The organism is Sphingobium xenophagum, assembly GCF_002288285.1.
GTDB lineage: Bacteria > Pseudomonadota > Alphaproteobacteria > Sphingomonadales > Sphingomonadaceae > Sphingobium > Sphingobium xenophagum.
In genome coordinates this window covers 23,358-48,290 of record NZ_CP022747.1, presented here as the reverse complement: position 1 = coordinate 48,290, position 24,933 = coordinate 23,358, and the positions used below count along the sequence as shown (strand labels likewise).

The 24,933-nt window shown below is 63.2% G+C and carries 26 protein-coding genes, 4 pseudogenes and 1 riboswitch; of the genes and pseudogenes, 10 read left to right on the top strand and 20 right to left on the bottom strand.

All coding sequences use genetic code 11. The features are described from left to right. Positions 1-147 precede the first annotated feature (147 nt). Complete coding sequence (locus tag CJD35_RS18305; RefSeq protein WP_095687352.1) at positions 148-396, top strand: hypothetical protein; 249 nt, start codon at positions 148-150, stop codon at positions 394-396. 75 nt (positions 397-471) lie between these two features. Here the strand turns inward: CJD35_RS18305 and CJD35_RS18300 are convergent. The 7 genes and pseudogenes from CJD35_RS18300 to CJD35_RS23165 all read right to left on the bottom strand — a co-directional run. Next, positions 472-639 (bottom strand): annotated as a pseudogene (locus CJD35_RS18300) (acetyl-CoA C-acyltransferase); the annotation flags it as partial. A gap of 207 nt (positions 640-846) precedes the next feature. Next, positions 847-1,185: a chaperone modulator CbpM gene (locus CJD35_RS18295; RefSeq protein WP_095687351.1), complete on the bottom strand. Its 339-nt coding sequence runs from the start codon at positions 1,183-1,185 to the stop codon at positions 847-849. Beyond that, a complete protein-coding gene (locus CJD35_RS18290; RefSeq protein WP_095687350.1) occupies positions 1,182-2,075 on the bottom strand; it encodes a DnaJ C-terminal domain-containing protein in 894 nt (297 codons plus the stop codon). Before CJD35_RS18290 ends, CJD35_RS18295 begins: the two co-directional genes overlap by 4 nt. 185 nt (positions 2,076-2,260) lie before the next feature. Continuing rightward, positions 2,261-2,638, bottom strand: a pseudogene (crcB, locus tag CJD35_RS18285) (fluoride efflux transporter CrcB). Between the two features lie 20 nt (positions 2,639-2,658). Then, positions 2,659-2,734, bottom strand: a riboswitch (Fluoride riboswitch). 119 nt (positions 2,735-2,853) lie between these two features. Beyond that, a complete protein-coding gene (locus CJD35_RS18280) occupies positions 2,854-3,372 on the bottom strand; it encodes a PaaI family thioesterase (RefSeq protein ID WP_244917337.1) in 519 nt (172 codons plus the stop codon). A gap of 17 nt (positions 3,373-3,389) precedes the next feature. Further along, a complete protein-coding gene (locus tag CJD35_RS23170) occupies positions 3,390-4,097 on the bottom strand; it encodes a hypothetical protein (RefSeq protein ID WP_244917336.1) in 708 nt (235 codons plus the stop codon). Between the two features lie 44 nt (positions 4,098-4,141). Beyond that, positions 4,142-4,537, bottom strand: a complete 396-nt coding sequence (locus CJD35_RS23165; protein WP_244917335.1) for a winged helix-turn-helix domain-containing protein — start codon at positions 4,535-4,537, stop codon at positions 4,142-4,144. Here CJD35_RS23165 and CJD35_RS18270 point away from each other — a divergent pair. The 3 genes from CJD35_RS18270 to CJD35_RS18260 all read left to right on the top strand — a co-directional run bounded on the left by CJD35_RS18270 (position 4,517) and on the right by CJD35_RS18260 (position 6,026). After that, on the top strand, positions 4,517-4,900 hold the full coding sequence (locus CJD35_RS18270) for a hypothetical protein (protein WP_244917334.1): 384 nt from the start codon (positions 4,517-4,519) through the stop codon (positions 4,898-4,900). The genes CJD35_RS23165 and CJD35_RS18270 overlap by 21 nt on opposite strands. Positions 4,901-5,072: 172 nt before the next feature. Continuing rightward, positions 5,073-5,606, top strand: coding sequence for a DUF937 domain-containing protein (locus CJD35_RS18265; protein WP_095687349.1), 534 nt, complete (start codon positions 5,073-5,075; stop codon positions 5,604-5,606). A gap of 39 nt (positions 5,607-5,645) precedes the next feature. Next, positions 5,646-6,026 (top strand): nuclear transport factor 2 family protein, encoded by a 381-nt coding sequence (locus tag CJD35_RS18260; protein WP_095687348.1) that lies wholly within the window; start codon positions 5,646-5,648, stop codon positions 6,024-6,026. Between the two features lie 54 nt (positions 6,027-6,080). Here the strand turns inward: CJD35_RS18260 and CJD35_RS18255 are convergent, their stop codons facing one another. After that, complete coding sequence (locus CJD35_RS18255) at positions 6,081-6,260, bottom strand: EAL domain-containing protein (RefSeq protein WP_244917333.1); 180 nt, start codon at positions 6,258-6,260, stop codon at positions 6,081-6,083. Between the two features lie 67 nt (positions 6,261-6,327). Here CJD35_RS18255 and CJD35_RS18250 point away from each other — a divergent pair. Further along, positions 6,328-6,462: pseudogene (locus CJD35_RS18250) on the top strand (IS3 family transposase); the annotation flags it as partial. A gap of 213 nt (positions 6,463-6,675) precedes the next feature. On the opposite strand, the pseudogene CJD35_RS18245 reads toward CJD35_RS18250, so the two are convergent. Together CJD35_RS18245 and CJD35_RS18235 are read right to left on the bottom strand one after the other, a co-directional pair. Beyond that, positions 6,676-7,969, bottom strand: a pseudogene (locus CJD35_RS18245) (IS110 family RNA-guided transposase). 409 nt (positions 7,970-8,378) lie between these two features. Next, positions 8,379-8,957 carry a TetR/AcrR family transcriptional regulator gene (locus CJD35_RS18235; RefSeq protein WP_244917332.1) on the bottom strand — a complete coding sequence of 193 codons (579 nt, stop codon included), beginning with the start codon at positions 8,955-8,957 and terminating at the stop codon, positions 8,379-8,381. 138 nt (positions 8,958-9,095) lie between these two features. On the opposite strand from CJD35_RS18235, the gene CJD35_RS18230 reads away from it, so the two are divergent. The 3 genes from CJD35_RS18230 (at position 9,096) to CJD35_RS18220 (ending at position 11,905) form a co-directional block, all read left to right on the top strand. Next, positions 9,096-10,085 carry a zinc-dependent alcohol dehydrogenase family protein gene (locus CJD35_RS18230; protein ID WP_095687344.1) on the top strand — a complete coding sequence of 330 codons (990 nt, stop codon included), beginning with the start codon at positions 9,096-9,098 and terminating at the stop codon, positions 10,083-10,085. 204 nt (positions 10,086-10,289) lie between these two features. Next, entirely contained in the window at positions 10,290-10,580 is a 291-nt protein-coding gene (locus CJD35_RS18225; protein ID WP_095687343.1) for a metal/formaldehyde-sensitive transcriptional repressor, read from the top strand. A gap of 215 nt (positions 10,581-10,795) precedes the next feature. After that, on the top strand, positions 10,796-11,905 hold the full coding sequence (locus CJD35_RS18220; protein ID WP_095687342.1) for an S-(hydroxymethyl)glutathione dehydrogenase/class III alcohol dehydrogenase: 1,110 nt from the start codon (positions 10,796-10,798) through the stop codon (positions 11,903-11,905). Between the two features lie 402 nt (positions 11,906-12,307). Here CJD35_RS18220 and CJD35_RS18215 read toward each other — a convergent pair whose 3' ends face one another. After that, the gene (locus CJD35_RS18215) at positions 12,308-13,519 is read right to left on the bottom strand and encodes an IS256 family transposase (RefSeq protein WP_095686774.1); all 1,212 of its coding nucleotides are present in this window, start codon (positions 13,517-13,519) and stop codon (positions 12,308-12,310) included. Between the two features lie 407 nt (positions 13,520-13,926). Between CJD35_RS18215 and CJD35_RS18210 the strand changes: the two genes are divergently transcribed. Beyond that, entirely contained in the window at positions 13,927-16,518 is a 2,592-nt protein-coding gene (locus CJD35_RS18210) for an excinuclease ABC subunit UvrA (protein WP_095687341.1), read from the top strand. A gap of 257 nt (positions 16,519-16,775) precedes the next feature. Here CJD35_RS18210 and CJD35_RS18205 read toward each other — a convergent pair whose 3' ends face one another. The 9 genes from CJD35_RS18205 to CJD35_RS18170 form a co-directional block, all read right to left on the bottom strand. After that, entirely contained in the window at positions 16,776-17,345 is a 570-nt protein-coding gene (locus CJD35_RS18205) for a type 1 glutamine amidotransferase domain-containing protein (RefSeq protein WP_095687340.1), read from the bottom strand. A 31-nt stretch (positions 17,346-17,376) separates the two neighbouring features. Beyond that, positions 17,377-18,516 carry a glutathione-independent formaldehyde dehydrogenase gene (locus tag CJD35_RS18200; RefSeq protein WP_095687339.1) on the bottom strand — a complete coding sequence of 380 codons (1,140 nt, stop codon included), beginning with the start codon at positions 18,514-18,516 and terminating at the stop codon, positions 17,377-17,379. Between the two features lie 205 nt (positions 18,517-18,721). Further along, positions 18,722-18,853: a hypothetical protein gene (locus CJD35_RS23465; RefSeq protein ID WP_276327795.1), complete on the bottom strand. Its 132-nt coding sequence runs from the start codon at positions 18,851-18,853 to the stop codon at positions 18,722-18,724. Between the two features lie 125 nt (positions 18,854-18,978). Beyond that, a complete protein-coding gene (locus CJD35_RS18195) occupies positions 18,979-19,272 on the bottom strand; it encodes a putative quinol monooxygenase (RefSeq protein WP_062106251.1) in 294 nt (97 codons plus the stop codon). 111 nt (positions 19,273-19,383) lie between these two features. Further along, on the bottom strand, positions 19,384-20,124 hold the full coding sequence (locus tag CJD35_RS18190) for an SDR family oxidoreductase (protein WP_095687338.1): 741 nt from the start codon (positions 20,122-20,124) through the stop codon (positions 19,384-19,386). 76 nt (positions 20,125-20,200) lie between these two features. Continuing rightward, the gene (locus CJD35_RS18185) at positions 20,201-21,352 is read right to left on the bottom strand and encodes an L-dopachrome tautomerase-related protein (protein WP_095687337.1); all 1,152 of its coding nucleotides are present in this window, start codon (positions 21,350-21,352) and stop codon (positions 20,201-20,203) included. After that, a complete protein-coding gene (locus tag CJD35_RS18180; protein WP_095687336.1) occupies positions 21,349-22,461 on the bottom strand; it encodes an NADH:flavin oxidoreductase/NADH oxidase in 1,113 nt (370 codons plus the stop codon). The genes CJD35_RS18185 and CJD35_RS18180 overlap by 4 nt, the downstream gene beginning before the upstream one ends. Beyond that, the gene (locus CJD35_RS18175) at positions 22,455-22,913 is read right to left on the bottom strand and encodes a VOC family protein (protein WP_095687335.1); all 459 of its coding nucleotides are present in this window, start codon (positions 22,911-22,913) and stop codon (positions 22,455-22,457) included. Before CJD35_RS18175 ends, CJD35_RS18180 begins: the two co-directional genes overlap by 7 nt. After that, positions 22,913-23,608 carry a type 1 glutamine amidotransferase domain-containing protein gene (locus CJD35_RS18170; RefSeq protein WP_095687485.1) on the bottom strand — a complete coding sequence of 232 codons (696 nt, stop codon included), beginning with the start codon at positions 23,606-23,608 and terminating at the stop codon, positions 22,913-22,915. Before CJD35_RS18170 ends, CJD35_RS18175 begins: the two co-directional genes overlap by 1 nt. Positions 23,609-23,817: 209 nt before the next feature. Between CJD35_RS18170 and CJD35_RS18165 the strand changes: the two genes are divergently transcribed. Beyond that, entirely contained in the window at positions 23,818-24,696 is an 879-nt protein-coding gene (locus tag CJD35_RS18165) for a LysR family transcriptional regulator (protein WP_095687334.1), read from the top strand. Positions 24,697-24,933 lie beyond the last annotated feature (237 nt).

Below are 24,933 nucleotides of genomic sequence, written 5' to 3'. Positions count from 1 at the left end.
CGCGACATTCCAAGCACCCGGGCCCCTCCTGCTGACGAGGGCTACTGGCGTCTCCTCGACGTCATTTTATTGCGCATGATCCATAGGCGCCGGGAGCGCAGCCGGGCCTAGCGCGTTCCACGACCGAAGGATCACGCGAGGCAGGACATGAAAGCAGCTGACAGTATCATCGAACGCGCCACGGCCCCGAGCCGGCGTCGGAAATTCATCCGGTCGCTCGAGGAAACCGCGGCACGGGCAGTGGTCACCGCAACCGTCACTTTCGCGGTGGGCTGGGTGCTCAAGAAGATGTTCGAAAAGTCGGTGGCCGAAGCCGCCGAAGAAGGTGCAAAGGCCGGCGCCGCGGAGGCTGACGCCAGCGCGCAAGACGCCATCCCTCCGGGCGGTTCCGCCTAGGAGGGGAAGCGCGCCGGCCTTTGCATCAAAGCCTAACCTGCCGCTGCCAAATAGAATGGCCACCGAGCGGGCGGATCACGAAAGCCTTGGGCCAAGCCGCTCGATGATCATCGCGATCCCTTGCCCGCCGCCGATGCACATGGTCACGAGGGCGTAGCGGCCGCCGGTGCGGCTCAACTCGTAGAGCGCCTTCACTGTCAACATGGCTCCGGTTGCGCCCACCGGATGGCCAAGACCGATCCCTTTTGTGACCACGCGATTTGTCGCTGATGCTCCACGACACGCCGAATTGTATCGCGGTGCGGTCCTGTCCTTTTAACAGGCGTTCCACAGTCTTCCCCGCTCTTTCCGCCGACTTTCCCACTGCGCGCGAGCCAGGCGCGTCACCGGCGTGCCTTTGGCGATAATCCCCATCTTGGTCGCGCCTATTGGCGGGCGGCGACTGGCCAACTAAAGCCGGCGCTTGCCCAAACGATAGTAGCGCTGGCGGAGGCGGCTCCCACGCCGGGTCACCCTGCCCCGCCCGGCAGGTTCTGCTCGCTGCATGGTCTCGAGCGCGCGGCGCAGGCCATGGACCTGGTCGAGCAGGTGGAGAACGATCTCGATACCCTCGTCGTTGATCCCGAAATCGCCTTCCAACTGATGAATGAGCCGTGCTCTGGCGGCATCCATCTCCGAGAGCTGCAACGTGCCGGGGTGCTCGGCGACCAGCCATTCGCGCTCGATCCAGGTCGTCAGAACCTGCCGTGCGATACCCGTGCGCTGCACGAAGTCGTCCAGGTCGATCATCGGCTTGCCTCCCGCGGATTATGTGCCCTGCCCGCCTCCCAGTTTTTCACAAAGGCTTCGAGCTCCGGATCGGTCGGCTTGGGCAGTACGATCTTCAGCCTGACCAGTTCGTCGCCGCGGCCGCCGCCTGCGCGCGGGGCCCCCTGCCCCTTCAGGCGCAATGTGCTGCCGCTGTTCGAACCGGCCGGCACTGTCATCGACACCTGACCCGTCGGTGTCGCGACCTGGATCTTGCCGCCAAGTACCGCTTCGCTCAGCGAGATCGGAACCTCGAGAACGAGATCATCGCCTTCTCGCGCAAATCGCGGATCGGGCAGAACCTCGAGCATGATATAGGCGTCACCGGGGCCGCCGCTGCCAAAGCCCATCCCGCCCTTGCCCTTGAGGCGCAATGTCTGGCCATCGACGATCCCGGCGGGAATCTTGACGTCGAGCGTACCACCGCCCGGCAGGGTCAGTCGCTGTTCGCCGCCCGTGATCGCCTGCGCCAAGGTCAGACCCAGGCGGAACTGGAGATCCTCGCCGCGCCGATTGGGCTGCGCTCTCCCACGTTGCCGGAACAAGTCGGCGAACAGGTCCTCGTCGAAATCCGCAAAGCCGCCGCTGTTGGCATATCGGCCGTAATCATTGCTGGCATAGTCCCGGTAATAGCCCTGCGGCGGTCGCTCGGCGCCGGTCTCGTCGATCTCGCCGGCGTCGAAGCGACGCCGCTTTTCGGGATCGCGAAGGAGATCATAGGCTCCCGCGACGGCTTTGAACTTGTCTTCAGCCGTCCGGTCGCCAGGATTGAGATCGGGATGGAGGGTCTTGGCGAGCTTTCGGTAGGCCTTCTGAATTTCATCCGCCGAGGCTGTCGGCGATACCCCCAAGACCTCATAAGGACTGCTCAACGTGGTGCCCTCGCTCCTGTATCATTGGCCCAGCGCGGCATAGCCGCGCTCATCCAATTTTGTTGCGGTCGGGACAAAAACAAGATTTCGGTCGGGGCTGGCTGCACGATTTTCTTCTGGCTCCGTCCCGCCGTCAGGGCCGCCGGCAAATGAGCGCTGACACTCAGTCTAACCTCTAATCTGCATCAACCGAAGCGGCGAGCCGCCACCAGGACAACGGCCAGAACCGCGAACGACAGGACGAGACTGCTAAGGACGTAGCCTATCGCTGCCGCCTGTTAGCCGCGTTCCCAGAGACTGTACGCGTCAAGGCTGAACGTCGACCAGGTGGTGAAGCCGCCGATGAGGCCGGTGGTCAGGAAGACCCGCAGCTCATGGTTGGTCCCCGAACGCATCGAAAGCACTACGATGACCAACCCCATCAGCGCTGAGCCGAAGACATTTATGGCCAGGGTTCCAGAGGGAAAGCTCGGTCCGAGCAGTCGAAGCGATACAAGACCTACGAGATGGCGTAGCGCGCCACCTATCCCTGAACCCACGAACACGATGAAGAACAAACGCATGATTCCTCCTTCGCCAGATGGTGCCGGTAGGAATCATCGTCCCTTGCGAGGGCGGTTCGGCGATGTGCCAGGCAGGAATCCATTGCCTTCCGCAACATTTAGCGGGCGATATATGTGATCAATAATTGCCGAAACGACGCGGCCGGCGGCGCCTGGCCGAGCCTCCGGTCGGCCCGGGGATAAGGAGCAGCCGCCAAGTGGCGGGGACACTGCGACTATGGCTGCGCGTATCCAACCGTTGCTTGCGCCACCAGGCGATCCTCGCGCCCCTGCCAGATCCGCACGTCGATCGTTGATAGCCTGCGCCCGAGTTTGAGCAGCCGGGCATCGGCATGGATCGCCTCGAACTGGCAGGCCCGCAAGAAAGAGATCGAAAGGTTATGTGTTACTGCCATAGGTTCAGGACCATAATGGGCGGCAATCGCAGCATACGCCGCAATGTCGGCCAGCGCCATCAACGAAGGGCCTGATACGATCCCTCCAGGCCGCGCCATCGCCGCAGTCGGCTCGAGCAGCATCCGGACACGCCCCGGAGCGATCTCCACGAGCGAACCTAAATTGGCGCGCGCTTCGAGCGGAAAGGCGGCGTCGAGAAACGCATTGAGGCCGTCAAAATCCAGGCGCGGTTCGGGAAGATCATTGTTCATGTCGACCGCTCTTATCGCAGGAAACCTGTTCTGATAACCGAAAGGAAAATCAAGCCGATCAGGCCTATCTACCTCTTCGCTGCCCATACCCGGGCTGGCGGGCCCTAACCCAACCGAGGCGCGCTGCCTCTGCCGCTCGTGACCAGGCCGGACGACGCCGCCGAGCGGCCTTCAGGCCTGTCCAAATCACGGCGCGCGAGCTTCATGGCAACGACCACGCCCGCCGCGAACAGCGCGCCCTCAACGAACGCAGAGGCCGCCTCGGCCACCGGACCAAGACCTTGCTCGCCGAACAGGCCGCCGATCTGCGCAAGGCCGATCCGCGATTGCGGGAATGTCTGGACGAGTTGCTCGAAACTCCCGGCCATGAGATGTCCGCCAAGAAGAACGACAACGCTGCCCGCCGCACCGCCGCAAAGCGCCGCGCGCGCTGCCACAGAGCGAAGGGAACGATCAGAGCGGCCCATGCCGGACAAAGTAGCACCAAGGCCTACCCCAGCCCCCAGGAAAAGCCCCTCGAGCCCGCCCGTAATCCCTGTCGGTGACTGGCCGAACAGGAGATTGAACGCGTCGATCCCAAGCAACTTCACGACGCCGCCGACGATCATTCCGCCGACTGCGCCGCCAAGAGTAAGCCATGGGCGTTTGCCTGCGGCCTCGGCTATGGCGATCCCCAGGCTGACGCTCGCGCCGCCCACGAAAGCCACCGCCAAGGTGAGCCAGAGCAACACGAAGACGGAGGACGCGGCGCCGCCTCCGCCTGGCAGTGGCGGCGTCGCGGCGACAAACCCATAGGCGAGCCCGCCGATCAATCCGGCGCCCCCAGCACCCAGCGTTCCGGCTCCCGCCATCATCGCTACGCGGCGGAGCGCCGAGGGCGCGGCCGACGGGTGAAGCGTGTGGGGGCCGAGTCTTCGGCCGGGGCAGAGCCTTCGCGCCAGTTGACCTCGGCAATGAAGCGGTAGCCATGCTTGGGTACCGTCTCGATGAAATGCGGACGGCTCGCATCGTCACCCAGACGCTGGCGAAGGAGCCGGATGCATTGGGTCAGCGCCTCGTCGGTGACAGGCACATCTTTCCAGACTTCCCCCAGAAAACGGTCCTTGCCGACGAGCGACCCGGCATTGCGCACGAGAAGCGCCAGTGCGTCGAGATAGCGAGCGTTGAGCTCGACCGGAACGCCGTCACGCAGCAAGGGCCGATCCTCGGGATCGAGGACGAACTGGCCGAAATGATATCCGCGCGGCGGCACTTTTCAGCAAAACCTCATATGCTTCTCATGACGCTCATCGGTCTTTCCGGGACCCTGATGATCTGGGCAAATCTCGCGGTCGGCATGATCGGCTCGGAAGACAGTCCCTTCAACCTCCTCTTCGCGGGCGTGCCCATCATCGCCTTCATCGGCTCGGCGATGGCGCGCTTCAGACCGCTGGGCATGGCGATCTCCCATAGCGCGGCTGCCGCTGCCCAGGCAGGCATCGCGGCGATGGGCGCACAGATTGATGCGCGCGGCGGAACATTCAGCGCCCTGTTCGCCGGCCTCTGGCTTATCGCCGCGGTCCTCTATTGGCTGGCAGCCTCGAGGGCCGAGGGCGCGTCGAAATCGTCACGGTAGCCCTTGATCCCAAGGGCCGGCGCTTGCTCTTGGCGCCGCGGGCCGCGCCGAACTGTCCGCCTCATCGCTGCGCAAGTATCGGCGCGGCTGAAAGCCTGTTGACGCCCTGACCGATGATGCCCACCCCTTGGTGCAACGCTGCCCCGCCCCGCATGCGAAATGGAGACGTGACATGAACCTTGCCGATCTGCTTCCCGAAGGAAGCCTCGACGCCTTGACCCAGCAACTTGGCATTTCACGCGAAGATGCCGAGCGCGGGGCGCAGGCTCTTGTTCCCTCGCTCATCGGCAGTATCGACGGCAAGACGGCGGCCCCGGTTGAGCCGGCGGGTCTAGCGGCGCAGGTCCAGGCGTTGGGCGGCTCGGGGCTCATCGATAATGTCGTCGGCTCCAGCCCCACTGACACCGGCCTTGGCAATCAACTGCTGGCGAGCCTGTTCGGCTCGAAGGACGTCAGCCGGGAGGTCGCCGGGAAAGCATCGCAAGCCACTGGCCTCGATCCCGCGATCCTCAAGAAGATGCTCCCTATCCTCGCGATGCTTGTCGCGGGGCACCTCGCCAAGCGCTCCGGGGGGCAGCAGGGCGGACTGGAATCCATTCTCGGCAGCATTGCCGGTGCGCTCGCCGGTAGCGGCGGGTCCTCCGGGAGCGCCGCATCAGCCGGCGGACTCGGCGGCATATTGGGATCGATCCTGGGCGGCCGTTGACCGCCCTCCCTTTCAAACGACTTTGGGGCAGGCCTGCTTATGGACGACCGCGCGCAGATCGAGCATGCCGAAGGCCGGCTTCGCGCGTCGATGCTCGCCAGCGATGCGGCGACCCTCGATGCCCTGCTCAGCCCCGATCTGATTTTTACCAACCAGGTCGGCGTGCGGCTCGACAAGGGCGATGATCTCGGCGCTCACCAGTCCGGCCTGCTTCGCATCGAACAACTGGACCCCATCGAGCCACCCCTCATTCGCCTCCTAGGCGACAGCGCGGTGGTCTGCGTCACGGTCCAGTTGTCGGGATCCTACGACGCGCAACCTTTCAGCGGCACCTTCGCCTATACGCGCTGCTGGCACCGGCTGCCGGGCGATCAGTGGCGCATCGAGGCGGCCCATTGCTCGCCCGTCGTTCGGCCATGATCGTTCCGCAGGGTCGGCGCGGTCGTTGACCGGACGACCGCTTCCCTCGCGCTCCTAAGCTCGCAACGCCACGGTCTGGCACGCGCTCGCGGCTTGCGGACGCCCGAACAGCCAACCTTGCAAGCGGCCGCAACCCGCGATGCGCGCAAGCTGCGCCTGTCCCGGCGTCTCGATCCCTTCGGCACAGACTTCAAGATGATAGGCCTTCGCCAGGCCGACGATGGAGATCAGCACTTCTCGCATGTCAGGCTGCGATTCCAGCGGAGCAAGGAACGACCTGTCGCTGATTTAAGCTGGAGATGTTGTCGATGCCTATACCCGCGAGTGCCTGGCGATCCACGTCGATCAGGGGATCAAGGGTGAACAGGTGGTCGATGTCATGGACCGCCTGCTGTTCGAGCGCGGCAGTCCGCCTGCCAAGATCAGGGTGGATAACGTCCTGGGTCACGAAGGAAAGCGAGATTTGGTCAACAGATCTCTATGCGCCGACATTGAGCGGCGAGGCATGCATTCTGAGCCAGATGGCTTCCACCGTCAACGGGATCGCTCCCTGCCATAGCAAACACAGGATCCAGCGGCGCCGAAGCGGCCGTGGTCCTCACCGTCCTTAGAACGAGATACGCACCCAGGTGGAAGGCCCGAACATTATCTACAGGGTCGCTTTCGCGCCCTCACGGCACTTGCAGAGAGGGGTCCTTCCACCTGGCATCCGACCGTTCAAGGAACGGTCGGTACTCTGTCCCCGTCTTGATGACGGCATGGGCAACGCGCGCCATCTTGGCGGTGAGCGCCGTCATCGCCTTGCGGCGACGATCGGCATCATCCGCGTGCCCGGCAGTGTATCGTCCGAGCTTGTCGCGGAAACTGTTGTTGCGCTGACGTGCGGCGACCTGGGCAGCCATCCAAAAGGTCCGCCGCAATCGCGCATTACCGTACTTGGACAGCATCGTGCGGCCTCGGAATGTACCGGACTGCCGGGTCGCAAGATCAAGACCGCAGAACTTCAGGAACTGACGGTGATGGCTGAAGCGGCGTAGATCGCCTGCCTCGGCGAGAATGGTCAACGCATTGATGGGCCCAATGCCGGGGATCATGCGCAGAAGCTGATAATCGCGGTTTTCGGCCAGCATGGCATGCGCCGTTCGCTCGATCTCGTCGCGCTGCCGGATCAGGTTGCGTGCTTGGGCGATCACCATGCGGAACATAGCGATCGAGACGGAATCCTCGTTGACAGGTAGCGCCACGGAGGCGCAGGCGGTCTCGTAGATATCGTTGATCAGCCGGGCTTTGGACACTTTGCGGCCGACCAAGTCCCATGCTTCGCGGGAGAAAGTCTCCTGGCCGAGCACAGTCATGCTGGCTGGAGTCGGGAATCGTTCGAGCAGAGCAAGGAACCAGTCGGATCGGCTGTTGCCAGCGAAGCGTTCAATCTCCGGGAAATAGAGCGGCAGGTAGTGGGTCAGGATGCGATGCCATGTCTGCGTCTTAGCCTTGGAGATCGCCTCGTGCGTTTTCGACATCTCCTGCAGGTCGTTGATCCCGGCGGCGAGCGGATCGACGTATCGCTGGGTGGCGCCGATCCGCAGCATGTGCAGGATCACTTGCGCATCCTTGGAATCGTTCTTGTCCCAGCCATTGTGCAGAGCCTCGCGCGTTCGAGCCAAGGCAACGGACGAGATCAAGCGCAACTCGAAGCCGGCGGACAGCAGGCGATGCGCCAGCGTGCGATGGTAGTTACCAGTAGCCTCGAAGCCGACGATGATCGGACGCCCGATGTCGCTAAGATCCGTGGCTAGGCGATCATAATCTGCCTTTGTCGCCATCACCGTCATGCGACGTCGGCGTCCGCCTTCTGGACGTTCGATCAGGACCTCCTGGCGGTGTTTGGACATATCGATGGCTACCAGCACGGCGTCGGTGGGATTAGAGCTACGCTTGGTCATGGTCGGTCTGTCTCCAAAGGGTTGAGTCGACAACTTCACTTTAGAGACCTGCGGGCCGATCATGACTGCCTTGATGAAGCCTGCGGGCGCTACGCGCCCTTGCCTTCATCAAGGCAATGCGCCCCTTCGAGGGGCCGCTTCCCAATGTGCTATGGTCCGGAATTTATTTCGCGGGCGCTCGACCACTGGGCCTACATCAACCGCGTCACGCCGGACTTCAGCAGGCCGGGAAAGCCGACCTACACGGATGTTGTAGAAAAGTCCTTTCAACCGGGCGCGGGCATTTTCTTTGAGCGGGAGCTGGCGCGATCAGGTCAATCCGGACATACGGACTGGGCTCGCAGTGGGCTTGGTTGTTAGTCGACAGAGGCTTGTTGCTAGAACATCAAGGACGATCTCGCCTGGACGATTACACCGCAGCCGGCCATCGATCGAGTGCCATTTTGGTGATGGAGAGCAGTTCGTTAATCGTAGCGCCGTCGCGCGCTTGAACGGACATGCCTTCCATGACCGTATTGATGAATTTGCCTAGCACGGCCGGATCGGCATCGGCCGCAAGCTCGCCCTGCGCGGCGCCGCGATGCAGACGCTCGATCAGGAGGGCCTCCGCCGCGATACGCTTGTCGCGCAGCAGGCATTCGATGGCGGCGGACGCCGGCGACACGGCTGCCGCTGCCGAATACATGAAGCAGCCGGCCGGCGTTCCAGGCTCCGAGAACGATGACGCCGCTCGCTCCAGCAGGCCTTTGACGGCCTCGAAGGTGGACAACGCCGGGTCGTTGATGGGGGCATAGAGGTGGACGCTGAACGTCGCGGCATAGCGCTCGATCACCGCCGCGAACAGCCCCGCCTTGTTGCCAAACGCCGCATAGAAACTGGCGGCGGCGACGCCAGTCTCTGCCACCAGATCGGCCATCGAAGTCGCCTCGTAGCCGCGCTGCCAGAACAGCCGTACCGCCTTGTCGAGCGCTGCGTTAGTGTCGAACACGCGAGGGCGACCTGCGCCGCGACGTGCTTTCGTCTCTGTCATTTCTGGCGCCTGATATGGAATGATCGATAAATAATAGCTTGAGCCTCGTCGCTGACATCGATACAGAACGATCGTTCAATAATCAAGGAATGTCCCATGAGCCGCATCGTTCGAATCCACGAATATGGCGACGCCAGTGTCCTCAAGATTGAAGATTTGGCAGTGCCCGCGCCCGCGGCCGACGAGGTGCAGATCGCGGTCAAGGCGATAGGCATAAACCGCGCCGAGGTGATGTTCCGCAACCATGCCTACCTTCAGGAAGCCGAGTTCCCGAGCCGCCTTGGCTATGAGGCTGCCGGCACCGTCGTTAAGGTCGGCGCGGACTTGACCGGGTTTGCGCAAGGCGAAGCCGTCAGCGTCATCCCTCCGCTCGATATCGCGCGCTGGGGCACTTATGGCGAGGTCGCCAACGTGCCCGCCCGCCTCGTCGTCAAGCATCCGGCGGCGCTGTCGTTCGAGGAAGCGGCGGCCGTGTGGATGCAGTATGTCACCGCCTGGGGTGCGCTGGTGGAGCAGGCGAAGCTCGGCGAAGGTGATTTCGTCATCGTCACCGCTGCTTCCAGCAGCGTCGGCCTTGCTGCCTTCCAGATTGCGCGGATGGTCGGCGCGACGGTGATCGCGACGACGCGTACCGGCGCCAAGCGCCAGGCCTTGCTTGATGCCGGTGCACATCATGTCGTCGCGACCGGGGAAGAGGATCTGGTGGCGAGGGTGATGGAGATAACCGATGGTGCAGGTGCGCGCGTGGTGCTCGACCCGGTTGGAGGCCCGTCGTTCGAGCCGCTGACCGCGAGCATGGCGCGCGGCGGCATCCTGCTCGAATATGGCGCGCTCAGCGAGGAGCCGACGCCGTTCCCGTTGTTCTCCGTGCTGGGCAAGAGCCTCACGCTCAAGGGTTATCTCTACAGTGAGATCGTCTCGGACGACGCCGCCCTCGATCGCGCCAAGGCGTTCATCGTGGCGGGTCTGGAATCGGGCGCGCTCAAGCCGCGGATCGCGCGCACTTTCCCGCTCGACGCCATCCAGGACGCGCACCGCTTCCTCGAATCGAACGAGCAGATCGGCAAGGTCGTCGTTACGGTCTGACCGGCATACCGGTGGGGGAGTGAGCGATCGCGCCCCCCTTCCCCGACAGAGGATCGGACTTGCGGCGCCCGTGCCAAGGCTGCTCGTGGCGCATCCTTGAGAGCATGACCGGAACCTCGCCCGATCATAAAAACGCCCGGCTCTGTGCAGGATTGAAACTCCCCCCCTGTATAGTATGCTGGAGCGATTTCTCGGGAGAACGCGATGCCACATTCATCAGAGGACAAGAAGCGAGCCATCACACGCTTGCGGCGTATCAAGGGTCAGGCGGACGCTCTGGAACGCGCGATCGAAGCGGGGGCCGATTGCGCTCCCCTGCTGCAGCAAATTGTCGCCATGCGTGGTGCGACAAATGGACTGATGACAGAAGTGATGGAGAGTCATCTCAGGGAAACATTCGGTGCGGGCGCAGATCGGGCCGTCGGAGGCGCAGGCGGCGATCACGATGACGGCGTGGAGGGCGTAATGAAGATTCTGCGTACTTATCTTAAATGACAATTTCAGGCTCATTTTCTTGCCCGCGTTCTCCCGAACTTAGAAGCCAGCCCCTGCTGCCTTCTCTGGTTTGAGATCCTCGCCAGGACACCTCTTGTATACTGGTAGGGAGTATGATAAAGATACTCCCTACCAGTATGAGAATGTCGTCGAATTTGCGACGACGCAACGACCTCCCACCAGCAATCAGTTTAACTCAACGAGGGTATCCCAACATGAAATCTCGCGCCGCTGTAGCTTTCGAGGCGGGCAAGCCACTCGAAATCGTCGAGATCGATGTCGCTCCACCCCGGAAAGGCGAAGTCCTCATACGGGTGACGCACACCGGTGTGTGCCACACCGACGCGTATACGCTGGAGGGGAGTGATCCGGAGGGTGTTTTCCCGGTGGTTCTGGGCCACGAGGGCGCGGGTATCGTTGTCGAGGTCGGTGAAGGCGTCACCAGCGTCGAGCCGGGCGATCACGTGATTCCGCTCTACACCGCCGAGTGCGGCAAGTGCGACTTCTGCCTGTCGGGCAAGACCAACCTGTGCGTCGCTGTCCGCGAAACGCAGGGCAAGGGCTTGATGCCCGATGGGACCACCCGCTTTTCGTACAACGGTCAGCCCCTCTATCATTACATGGGCTGTTCAACCTTCAGTGAATATACTGTCGTCGCCGAAGTCTCGCTCGCCAAGATCAATCCCGAGGCAAACCCCGAACATGTCTGTCTGCTGGGCTGCGGCGTCACGACCGGCATCGGCGCAGTCCACAATACCGCCAAGGTCCAGCCCGGAGACTCGGTCGCCGTGTTCGGCCTTGGCGGGATCGGCCTCGCGGCGGTTCAGGGCGCCCGCCAGGCGAAGGCGGGTCGCATCATCGCCATCGACACCAATCCGTCCAAGTTCGAGCTGGCACGCCAGTTCGGTGCGACCGAGTGCATCAACCCCAAGGACCATGACAAGCCCATCCAGCAAGTGCTGATCGAGATGACGGGATGGGGCATCGATCATACCTTCGAGTGCATCGGCAACGTCAATGTCATGCGCGCCGCTCTTGAATCAGCGCACCGTGGCTGGGGTCAGTCGATCGTGATTGGCGTTGCCGGCGCGGGCGAAGAAATCTCCACCCGTCCATTCCAGCTCGTTACGGGCCGCGTCTGGAAGGGGTCCGCTTTCGGCGGCGTTAAGGGACGTACACAGCTCCCCGGCATGGTCGAGGACGCCATGAGAGGCGATATCGATCTGGCCCCGTTCGTTACCCACACCATGGGTTTGGAGGAGATCAACGAGGCGTTCGAACTGATGCACGAAGGCAAGTCGATCCGCACGGTCATTCACTACTGACCCGCCGATCCCAGGCGCCTCTGGCAACACCAGTCATCGAGGAAGTTCCGGATGACCAGTCCGGTTATCTGGGGTGACAGCATTTTCTTCCCCCTCTTCCTCGACGCCGCCAACATCGACCGTTCAGTCGCGTTCTAAGACGCGGCGCGAGGCGCTCGGATCGACAACTCGGCCGTCATCATGGCCCGACCCCGGCCATGATGACGCGCGCTCTGGCAAGTGGGCAACGCGTCGCGATGCGGTAAAAAGCGCCGAAGTGCGGTCGTTACATGCCGATAGCGGCACGGACCAGGGCCGTGTGGCCCAGGCGCTTGACAGCGGAGCGTGTGTGGCCTCGTCGCGTGACCAAGGTCGCGTCCGTCAATGTGGTGTAGAATTGGGTGTGGCCAGCGGGCTGCATTTTCAGGCGGCCTTGGGTGTAATCTGTAGCGGCTGTGCCTCCTCGATCATTGGTGTAGCAAGGGCGGCCATGCCCTCGATCTGCATGTAGCGGTGCTGGAGCTGGTATTCGTCATTCTGCTCCAGCAGGACGGCGCCGACGAGGCGGATGATGCTATCCTCGTTCGGGAAGATGCCGACGACATCGGCGCGGCGCTTCACTTCCTTGTTCAGGCGTTCCAGTGGATTGGTGGAATGTAATTTGACGCGGTGCTGCTCGGGGAAGGTCATGTAGGCCAGCACGTCGTGCTCGGCATCGTCCATGCAGGCGCCGAGCTTTGGCCAGCGGGTACGCAACTGGTCGGCGACCTGGCGCCAGACCTGTGTCGCGGCGGCATGGTCGGGCTGGAGGAAGACCTGGCGGATGGCAGCGGCGACGACGGTGTTCTGGCCCTTGGGCACGTAGGCCAGGGCATTGCGCATGAAGTGGACGCGGCACCGCTGCCAGGTGGCGCTGAGCACGCGAGTGATCGCTGCCTTGAGGCCCTCGTGGGCATCGGAGATGACCAGCTTCACGCCGGTCAGTCCGCGGCGTGCGAGGTCCTTGAGGAAGCTCGACCAGAATGGCTCGGCTTCGGAGGGTCCAATGTGAAGGCCAACGATTTCGCGCTTGCCCTCGGTGTTGACGGCAACGGCTATTATCGCGGCGACACTGACGATCCGCCCGCCCTCGCGCACCTTGAGGTAGGTAGCATCGAGCCAGAGGTAGGGCCAGTCGCCGGTGAGCGGCCGCTTAAGGAAGGCATGGACACGTTCGTCGATATCCTTGCACAGCTTGGACACCGAGGATTTGGAGATGCCGGTCATGCCCATGGCCTGCACCAGCTCGTCGACACGCCGGGTGCTGACGCCGGCGATCCACGCCTCCTGGATCACCGCGACCAGCGCCTTCTCGACGGTCTTCCTGGGTTCCAGGAAGCCAGGGAAGTAGGCGCCGGTCCGTAGCTTGGGAATCCTCAGGTTGAGCGTGCCGAGCCGGGTATCGAGGCTGCGGTCGCGGTAGCCGTTCCGCCAGGTCGTCCGGTCGCCGGAGCGCTCGTGTCGGCTAGCGCCGACCAGGCCATCGACGTCGGCCTCCATGATGATCTGTAATACGCTCTCGGCGATCGTGCGCAGGAAATCTCCATCTCCAGTCTTCGCCATCAGCTCGGCAAGCGGTAGTCTGTCGTTGGTCATCGGGATCAACTCCTCGGTGGGCGTGTGAAGTGTGGTAACTCCACCTTACCGATGAGCCCGGTGGCCACCGAGATCGAAATCGCATGGGGTGGGGCATGCCCCACCCCATGCGATCATCTCAATCTACACCAGAAATTACACCACGAGCGCGGACGCTAACGTGACCAACGGGAGAAATGGTTTTGTCGTAACCTTGTCTAATGCCGGAAAAATACTTCAAAGGTGCCGAACATCAGGCCAGCCTGGCCGTTGGATGTCTTGAGTCGGAAATGCATTCATCGGTCACCCGATCTTGATGAATCACGGGCCGCACGGGCGTATAGGGCAGGAAGACTGAATTGAAGAGCAAGGATATTCACGCGACGACGCAGGCCACCGATCATGGGAATACAGGGCCGCCCGCTTGCGTGCAGGTTCGCGGCGCGCGCCAGAATAACCTCAAAAATATTGACGTCGATGTACCGCGCGACGCCTTCGTGGTGTTCACCGGCATATCGGGCTCGGGCAAGTCATCGCTCGCGTTCGGCACCCTTTATGCCGAAGCCCAGCGGCGTTATCTGGAATCGGTTGCGCCCTATGCCCGTCGCCTGATCGACCAGGCCGGCGTGCCGGAGGTCGACACGATCGACGGATTGCCGCCTGCGGTCGCGTTGCAGCAGCAGCGCGGCTCGGCCAACGCGCGATCCTCGGTCGGCAGCGTGACGACGCTCTCCAGCCTCGTGCGGATGCTCTATTCCCGCGTGGGCGAATATCCGCGCCATCAGCCCATGCTCTATGCGGAGGATTTCTCCCCCAACACGGTCGCGGGGGCCTGCGCGACCTGCCACGGCATCGGCCGCGTATATGACGCGACCGAAGAGACGATGGTTCCTGACGACAGCCTCACCATTCGCGATCGGGCGATCGCCGCCTGGCCGACCGCCTGGCATGGCCAGAACCTGCGGGATATCCTCGTTTCGCTCGGCTATGACGTCGATACGCCGTGGCGCGACCTGCCGAAAAAGGATCGCGACTGGATCCTCTTCACTGACGAGGCGCCGACGGTGCCGGTCTATGCGGGCCTGACGCCCGAACAGACCCGGACGGCGCTCAAGCGCCGCATGGAGCCGAGCTACCAGGGCACCTTCACCGGCGCGCGCCGCTATGTGCTGGAAACCTTCGCCAACACTAAAAGCGCGCTGATGAAGAAGCGCGTCTCGCAATATATCATCGGCCGCGATTGCCCGACCTGCGATGGCAAGCGCCTGAAGCGCGAAGCCCTGTCGGTCAAATTCGCCGGCCTCGACATTGCCGAGTTCGGCGACCTGACGGTGCTCAAGCTGAAGGACTTGCTGATGCCCGTAGCGCATGGCGAATATGGGACGGCCTCCACCGCCTCGAAGGGCCATGTTCTGGAAAAAGTGGCCCGCGATGCAGCGGTCGAACAACGGGTTGCGGCGGGCGGCTCTGCGCACAAGAGCGCGCCCGACGTGCGCCGCACGCCCAATCTCTCTGACGAGAAGCGGATCGCCGCCCAACGCCTCGCCTGCGAATTGATCGAGCGGCTCGAGCCGCTGATCGATCTTGGCCTTGGCTACATTTCGCTCGACCGCAGCACGCCGACGCTCTCCTCCGGAGAGCTGCAGCGCTTGCGGCTTGCCACCCAGTTGTCGTCACAGCTTTTCGGCGTGGTCTATGTGCTTGACGAGCCTTCGGCGGGGTTGCACCCGGCAGATGGCGAAGCCTTGCTCACTATCCTCGAGCGTCTCAAGGCGGCGGGCAACTCCCTGTTCGTCGTCGAACATGATCTCGACGTGATCCGCCGCGCGGAATGGCTCGTCGATGTCGGGCCAGGAGCCGGGGAGAAGGGCGGTGAAGTCCTCTACAGCGGGCCGATAGAGGGGCTTGCCGACGTCGAAACTTCGATCACCCGCCGCTACCTGTTCGCAGAGCCGCTTCGGAGTGAGCGCACACCGCGCGATCCCAAGGCATGGCTACGCCTGGAAGGGATCAGGCGGAACAATCTCCATGGTCTCGACGTCGAGTTTCCCATCGGCTGCTTCACCGCTGTCACCGGCGTTTCGGGATCGGGCAAATCCAGTCTTGTCAGTCAGGCTCTGCCCGAGCTTGTCACGGAACACCTCGGCGGCTCCCCCGTGGCCGCGGAGGAGGATATCGATCCGCTGCTCGATGTTGTTCAGAACGATACTGAAGGACGCATTATCGCGGGCATGGAGCATGTTCGCAGGCTGGTGCGGGTCGATCAGAAACCGATCGGCCGCACGCCGCGCTCGAACCTATCCACCTACAGCGGCATGTTCGACCATGTGCGACGGATCTTCGCTGATACGCCGCTCGCCCGCCGGCGGCACTACAGCCCGGGCAGGTTCTCGTTCAACGTCGCGCAAGGCCGCTGCCCTGTTTGCGAGGGCGAGGGATACGTCATGGTGGAGCTGCTGTTCCTGCCGAGCGTTTTTGCGCCCTGCTCGACCTGTCACGGCTCTCGCTACAACCCGCAAACACTCGAAGTCGAATGGAACGGGCGCAATATCGCCCAAGTGCTCGAACTGACGGTCGACGATGCGTGCGATTTCTTCGCTGGCGAGGCATCTGTGATGCGCTCCCTCGACGTGTTGCGGGAGATCGGTCTTGGCTATCTGAGGCTCGGACAGCCGGCGACCGAGCTGTCTGGCGGGGAGGCGCAGCGCATCAAGCTGGCGACTGAACTGCAACGCGCCCAGCGCGGCAACACGATCTACATCCTCGACGAGCCAACTTCGGGGCTTCACCCCTCAGATGCCGACCGGCTGATGCAACACCTGCAGGGCCTCGTCGACGCCGGCAATACGGTCGTAGTCGTCGAACATGACATGCGCGCCATCACGCAGGTGGATTGGATCATCGATCTGGGACCGGGGGCCGGGGAAGATGGTGGCGGTATCGTTGCCAGCGGAGTCCCTGGCGTCGTTGCGGAAGCGGAAGGCAGTCTCACTGCCCCCTATCTCAAAGCGGCGCTGTAGGTCGTAAACCTGACCGAACGGGCGTTCGATCAGGTGCATCTCGACCACACGTTGGAATGGGTCGAATCTGGAAGCGGGAGCCGGCGATGTGTCACCGCGGTTGACGCGGGTTAGGGTTTGAGTGCCCGTCAGGTGCGCCGTGTTCGTGTGATACGCGGCGTGGCCGACAGCCAATCGCCGGCCATCCGCCACGCTCACTTTGTGCGGACCTTCCCCAGGGAGAGGGCCCTCACATCGTTTCGTCGAAACGCCCCGCCTTAATTCCCTGCTGCGGGCGCTGCGCCGACACCTTCTGCGATTTTCTCAACGAGTTTGGCACAGAAGGCGGGCAAATCATTGGGATCGCGGCTGGTAACAAGGCCGTTGTCGACCACGACTTCCTCATTGGTCCATGCACCGCCGGCGTTCTCGATATCGACCTTCAGCGTCGGGTAGGACGTCAAGGTGCGACCCTCAAGCACGCCCGCCTCGATCAATGTCCAGGGTGCGTGGCATATGGCCGCAACAGGTTTTTTCTGATCAAAGAAAGCCCGGATGAAACCAATTGCCTCGACGCTGCCGCGCAGCTTGTCGGCACCGACAGTCCCTCCGGGCACAACAAGTCCGTCGAAATCGTCGGCTATCACCTCGGAAAACGTTTTGTCGATAGTATAGCTGCCGCCCTCGTCAAGATCGCTATTGACCGTGCGAGCCTTGCCCGGTTCAAAACTGATCACGGTCACTTTGCCACCAGCGTCCTCGACAGCTTGCTTGGGCTTCGAGAATTCTGGTTCTTCCGTCCCACGGGGTGCGATCAGAATGGCAACTGATTTGCCTTCCAAAGTCATGATTTATTTCCTATTCCGTCGAAGACCAAGGTCAGGTGCCCGGCTTGAGCACGACCTTCGTCCAACCAGCATCGCGCTCGTCGAAATGCTTGTAGGCGTCTGGTGCCTGATCAAGCGGCAGTCGGTGCGAGATGATTTGGGCAGGATTGGCCCGGTCTTGCTCGATAAGCTTCATCAGTCGCCGGTTGTAGTGCTTTACATTGCACTGGCCGGTGCCGATCTTCTGGCCCTTGAACCAGAAGTTGCCGAAGTCGAACGCCATCTTGCCTTCCTTCTGGAGATCGTCGGGCGCGTTCGGGTCTTCCGGAATGAACACGCCGACGACACCGATTCCGCCGGTGGCCTTCGTGCTTTTGACGAGGCAGTTCATCGTGTAATTGCTGCGCTCCTTGCCGTGGCGATCGCAACACTGGTATCCGACCGCCTCGACCCCCCGGTCGGTCCCGAGGCCGCCGGTTGCGTCAAGGATCTGCTGGGCGGGATCGCCCTTGCGCATGTCGATCGGAATGGCGCCCATCGCCTCGGCGAGTTTCAGTCGGTCATCGTGAGAATCGACCACGAAGATCTGAGAGGCACCGCGAATTTCGGCTGAGTGCGCGGCCATCAAACCGACCGGACCAGCCCCATAGATCGCGATACTCTCACCAGGCAAGAAACCTGACAGTTCGACGCCATGCCAACCCGTCGGGAAGATGTCGGAGAGCATGACATAGTCGTCCTCCTTCTCTTCGGCGTCCTCGGGCAGTTTCAGGCAATTGAAGTCTGCATAAGGAATGCGCATCAACTCGGCCTGACCGCCTTGCCACGGCCCCATCTCGGCAAAGCCATACGCTGCGCCGGCGGTTCCAGGATTGGTCGTGAGGCAAAAACCCGTCAGACCGCGTTCGCAATTTTCGCAGAACCCGCAACCGACGTTGAACGGCATGCAGACGCGATCGCCCTTCTTGATACGATCTACGGCAGCGCCGACTTCGATGACCTCGCCAAGGTTTTCGTGACCGAAGACCCTGCCCTTCTCAAAGCTGGTACGGCCCTCGTACATGTGAAGGTCGGACCCGCAAATGTTGGTCGTGGTCAGCCGGATGATAACATCGGTTGGCTTTTCGATCTTGGGATCATCGATGGTATTGACGGAAACGTCTTTGGGCCCGTTGTACACGATAGCTTTCACGGATCTTCTCCTTTTGTAGCTCTGCTCTGGGCGTCATCAAATCGAGAGCTTGCTGATGATCCGGACCAGCGCAAAGGCGCATAGCATCGCATCTTTCCAACCGATGTCTGTTTCCTAAACCGCCTGATGCCTGAGCGGTTCCTTCCCGTTCGGCAACTCTAGGATCGATTTACGGCGGCTTTTCGATTGCCTGGGCCAGGACGATCTAAAAAAGCGGCAGATTGATGACCTCAAGAAGTTCCTGCGAAACCAACGGCGCCATGATAACCCAACACATCAACGCCGACTTATCAGCAGCAGCATCAAAAGGCCGGATAAGCGCAAAAGACAAGGCCATCCACTATCGCGGATGGCCTGTCGTATTCTTCTCTTTAGTTCCAGAGCCGGCCGGGCCGTCCATTCCCGAGGGCAGGCGACCCTAACCGTGCAGTCGTACGGCAGCTTGGGGTGCCGACCGCTCCGCTATTTCGCGGCCAGCAGGGTGAACTTGTGAATCTGCGGCGGTTCCGAGAACAGTTCTTCCGCCTTCTCCATCAGCGCGGCGGCAACCTTGCCGTCAAGATGGGCCTGCCGATCCTCCTCTGTGTCGAACGTATCGAAGATCGCGTACGCACCGGGACCTTCCTCGATCGCATACCAGGTCAGAGTGCCCGGCTCAGCTTGAACGAGCGGCAATGCCGAGGTCAGGAAATTGGCGACATCGCTCTCTTTACCGGGTTTGGCCTTCAGTGGCACGTACAGCGCGAGTTTGGGCATCATCGACTCCTCAAGTTAAACGGACAGATATCATTTGGCAAAATAACGGACGAGCGGGCCGGTACGTTCCCCAGGAGGCGGAGCACACGCGGCCCCGCCTCCTCGTCGAAATCAGAACTGCTGTGCGGTCGGCCGGATGACGATCGCGTTGACATCGACGTCATCAGGTTGTTCGACAGCGAACGCGATAGCACGCGCCACCGATGCCGCCGGAATGGCCTGCTTGTAGAAGTCCAGCACCGTCTCGGCAGCCGTGCCAGAGGTCGTGAACTTCAGATCGCTCTCGACAGCTCCAGGCTCGATTGACGTGACCCGGACCTTTTCCCCCACCTCGTGGCGCAAGCCCTCGCTGATCGCGCTGACGGCGAACTTGGTGCCGGAGTAGACCGTGCCGCCCGGTGCGAAGACCTTGATGCCTGCAACCGAGCTCAAGTTGATGATGTGACCGCTGCCCTGCTCGAGAAAACCGGGAAGGGCCGCCGCGATGCCGTAGAGCGTACCCTTCAGATTGACGTCGATCATCTGGTCCCACTCGTCGGTGTTGACCTCGGCCATCGGACGGATCGGCATCAGCCCGGCGTTGTTGATCAGCACGTCGAGGCGGCCGAAGTCGGCAATGATTGCGGCGACCACGGACTGGACCGCCGATTTGTCGGTCACGTCCAGCGCGTAGCTACGTGCCGTGCCGCCAGTTGCGGCGATGTCCGCGACGACCTCGTCGAGCCTGTCCTTGCGCCGCGCGGCGATGGCCACCTTGGCGCCGCGTTCCGCGAGAAGACGCGCGGTTTCCGCGCCGATGCCGGTGCTGCCGCCGGTAATGAGAACGACCTTGCCTTCGATACCCTTGGTCATGACAGTATTCCTTCAAGTCAGTTGTTGATTTTTCGCCGGATCGCGGGCCCGCGCGAGCCCGCCCGGCCTGATGGGGTCACCGCGAGCGCAACAGGACGGGAGCGGTGCCCACCTTGATGCGGAGCAGCTCGTAGGGCTTGCGGCGCAAGTCCCGCCCGCCGTGGAAGCCTGGCTGGCGGTGAAGCTGGTTGGCGGTGAAGTAGAGATAGCCGTCGGTGCCGATCGACAGCGTGTCGGGCCAGCTGATGCGCGGGTCGCTGACCACCGTCGTCCAGCGGCCCTGGTCGAGCATGCGGATCGCGTTGTTCTCGTAATCGCCGGCGAACACGCGGCCCTTGTCGTCTTCGGCTATCCCGTCCGAGGCGCCTTTGCGCCCCAGGCTGCGGACCGCGCGGCTCAACTCCTCCTCGGACACCGCGGGATCGCGCAGCATCGCCGTGGGCACCGCGTGCAGCGTGCGGCCCGACAGTGGACCGTAATACAGCAGGCTGCCGTCGGCGCTGAGCGCAATCGCGTCGCTTGCGATCGTGACCGGCGTCGCGGGGCCGTCAGCCGGGCGGTTCATGAGCACCGCGCCGTCGACAACCGGGGTGAAGCCGGGCTCGGGGTTGGTCGTCGCATGGTTCGACAGGCGCCGGATCGCACGCCCGCTGGCGATATCGACGACGATAATGCCGCCGACCCCCTCGTTGCTGCTGTCGGTGATGTAGGCGACGCCCTCGGCGCCCTGACGCAGATCGAAGCGCACGTCGTTGAGGTAGGTCGTGGGCAGCACCACGCTGGGCGGCAGGACGATCGTCTTCACCACCCGGTCGGTCGCAAGGTTGATTGCCACCAGCTTTGCACCGCCGGCCTGCGGTTGAGAGAATTTGGGCGCCGCCGTGTCGAGCACCCACAAGCGATTGGCGCCGTCGGCCACCACGCTCTGCACCGAGATGAAATGCCCCGCCGGGTCGGCCGGATCGGGCCGGTTGGTCGCGGCATCGGGATAAGGCACCGCCTTGCCGTCGACCAACTCGGCAACCGTGAACGGCGCGTTGTCGCCCCATTGCGGGAAGTTGACGAAAATGCGCCCGTTGGGGGCGACGGTCACGCCAGTCGGCATCGCGCCATCGAAGGTCGCGACCTGTTCGATCTGGGGCGCGGATGCACCCTCGCGGGTCGTCGCGCAGGCGGCGAGCGAGAGGGCGGCGCCAGCGGCAAGAAGCAGTTTGACGGAGATTTTCATGGTGTCATTTCCTTGAGGATGCGGCCCGCCTCGGGGGGCTCGGACCGGAGGTATTGCGGCGGAGCCTTGACCGATGCGCCGAGCGCGGCGGCGGCGTGCCAGGGCCAGCGCGGATCCCACAGCGCAGCGCGGGCAATGGCTATGGTGTCGGCATGCCCGTCTTCGAGGATGCGCTCTGCCTGCTGAGGATCGGTGATCATTCCGACCGCCGCGACAGGCATGGCAACCGCGTCCTTGACCGTCCGCGCCAGCGGCACCTGATAGCCGGGGCCGACAGGGATCTGCTGGCGCGGGTCGAGGCCGCCGCTGGACACGTGGATCGCCGAACAACCGCGCCGCTCCAGTTCCTGCGCAAACCGTGCGGTTTCTTCCGCCGTCCAGCCGCCTTCGACCCAATCGGTACCCGAAACGCGAACGGTGACCGGGCGGTCGGCCGGAAACGCCTCGCGCACGGCATCGAACACTTCGAGCGGGAACCGCATCCGGTTGTCGAGACTGCCGCCGTATTCATCGCCGCGCCGGTTGGAGATCGGCGAAAGAAACTCGTGGAGCAGATAGCCATGCGCGACGTGGATCTGGATGGCTTCGATGCCCAGCCTGCCGGCGCGGCGGGCGGCGTCGGCAAAGGCGCCCCGGATGCGGGCAAGCCCCGCCGTGTCCAGTTCGACAGGGGGATGGTCGTCCGGAGAGAAGGGAATGGCGCTGGGTGCCACGGTCTGCCAGCCATTCTCCGCATCGGGGGCGATCTGCGTTCCGCCTTGCCACGGCTTGGCGCAGCTCGCCTTGCGGCCGGCATGGGCCAGCTGGATGATCAGCGGCATGTCCGACCAACGGCGCACACTTTCGAGCACGCTTCGCATCGCCGCTTCGGTACGGTCATCGTACAGGCCGACGTCACCGTAGGTGATGCGCCCTTCCGGGCTGACCGCGGTCGCCTCGATCGTCAGCGCGCCCGCGCCCGAGAGCGCCAACTGGCCGAGATGCATCTGGTGCCAGTCGGTCATCGCGCCGTCGACTGCCGAATACTGGCACATCGGCGCGATGACGATGCGGTTGGCGAGCCGCAGCCCGCCAACCTCAATCGGTTCGAACAAATTCGCCATCACCATTCGCCTGTGTTGGGCATGGAGGCCCAGGGTTCGGCCGGAGCCTTGTGTTCGCCCTTCTGCAGCAGTTCGATCGATATCCCGTCCGGCGAGCGGACGAACGCCATGTATCCGTCACGCGGGGGGCGATTGATCGTCACGCCGCCCGCCTGCAGCCGCGCGCACGTTTCGTAGATGTCGTCGACCCCGTAGGCGAGGTGCCCGAAGTTTCGGCCGCCCGTGTATTTCTCGGCAGGGCTGCCGTCCTCGGGCGGCCAGTTGTACGTCAACTCGACCTCGGCTTCGCCCTGCTCGCCGTCGCCGCGGAAATCCTCGTCGGCGGCAAGGTAGATCAGCGTGTAACGCCCGGCCTGGTTCTCCATGCGCCGGGTCTCCTTTAGACCCAGCAGCGTGAAGAACCGGATCGCCGCCTCGGGATCGGCGACGCGCAGCATGGTGTGGAGATAGCGCATGATCAGGCGACCTTGTCCTTGAGGGCTTCCATCACCAGCTCCGCGGTGCGGGTAGCGCTGGCGGGGTTCTGGCCGGTCACCAGATTGCCGTCGCGCAGGGCGAAGGGGGCAAAATCGGGGCCGCCCTCGTGCTTGCCCCCAAGTTCCTTGAGGCGCGTTTCGAGCAGGAACGGCACCGCCTGATCGAGGCCGACCGCGCGTTCCTCGCTGTCGGTGAAGCCCGCGACACGGCGATCGGCGACGAAGGGCGTGCCATCGGCCTTCTTCGCCGAGACCAGCCCTGCCGGTCCATGGCAGACGGCGGCGACGATCTTGCCTTCGCGGTCGAAGCGTTCGACCAGGCGCGCCAGTTCGTCGCTGCCGGGGTAATCGAACATGGTGCCGTGGCCGCCGGGCAGGAACAGCGCGTCGTAGCCGGCGGGATCGATGCTTGTGAATACAGGGGTGCTGGCAACCTCGGCCTTCAGGGCCTCGTCCTTCAGATAGCGCTCGACCGAAGCGTCGTTCTCGCCGTCGGCGTTGACGCTGCGCTGGTCGACGGGGATGGCGCCGCCCTTGATCGAGGCCAGCGTCACCTCGGCGCCCGCATCGCGGAACGCGTAGTACGGGGTGGTGAGTTCCTCGAGCCAGACACCCGTCGGTTCGGTGCCGGGAGTCATGCGGTCGGCGGAGGTGGCCACCATGAGAATGCGGGTCATCGTCAGTTGTCCTTTTCTAGTGATGTCGGGAACACGAGCAAACGCACCCGCCGGCGCCGCGCCCGCCACCAGGACAGCGGTGAGGGCTTGCAGCATTGGCGGCGATTTTGCATTCGATCGTTCCTTTCGGCGGCTTAGATACGCAGGGAACGGCATCATGAAATCCAGCGGGAATGGCGGACGGCCATAAATCCGCTTATGGAACCGCAATGTCCCTCCTGCAGTTGCGCACCTTCGTTGAAGTCTACCGCCGTCGTTCGCTGAGCGAGGCGGCCCGGGCAATCGGCATCACCCAACCGGCGGCGTCGCAGCACATCGCATCGCTCGAGGCGCAATTGGGCCGTCCCTTGTTCGATCGCCATTCGCGGGGTGTTCGACCAACAGCGATTGCCGACGATCTCGCGGCTTCGATCGGAAGCAGCCTCGACACGGCGGAATCGGCACTGGCCAGCGCGCGGGCCCGATCGTCGCGCATCTCGGGCACGGTCCACATCGCCGCGCCGTCGGACCTGCTGGGGGAGATGATCACGCCCCGGCTGGCCCCGCTGCTGGAAGCAGGGCTTGACCTGCGCCTGCATATCGGCGGACGCGAGGCGCTCTATGCCTTGCTGCTCGAAGACAAGGTGCACCTGGCCGTCACCGCCTCGCAACCCGAAGATGCGCGGTTGGCCTTTCATGTGCTGGGCGAAGAGCACCTGCGCGCCGTAGCCTCGCCCGCCGTGGCTATGCGGATTGCCGAATTGCCGCTTGCCGACGGGCTCAACCGGACGGTCCACCTCGCCTACGATCTTGACCGGCCGCTGCTGCGGACCTGGCTCGAGGCAAACCAGATCGAGCTGACCAGCCAGCCAGCCTTGACCGCGCCCGATCTGCGGGTGCTACGGTCGGGATTGCGCGCGGGCCTCGGCTGGACGGTGCTGCCCGGCTATCTCACCCGCAGCGAACGCGCTTCTTGCACGCTGATCGAGATCCCCGCCCCGATCACGGTGCCGCGCAACGCTTACTACCTCGTCTGGGCACGCTCATCGCTGCGACACCCGCGCGTGGCCATGGCTCGGGACGCCCTGATTGCTGCACTCCGAACATAATTGTGGCCACGCCTGTTGGGCCGTGAGCGCAATGTCGGGCCTGAACCAGTTGAGCGTTGGCGAAGCGAATGGCGGCTTTCGGAATCGTCGGCGACAAGGCCGAACGGCCGGATGTGGGGCGCAAAGCTGGCGTTATGAGGGCAGTGAAACCAGAATTTCCCAATAATCACAGTGCTCATCACTTTCATGTTGGGTGCGCCCCGGGCCTTTGGTTTTCCTCGAGAATGCGTGAAATTG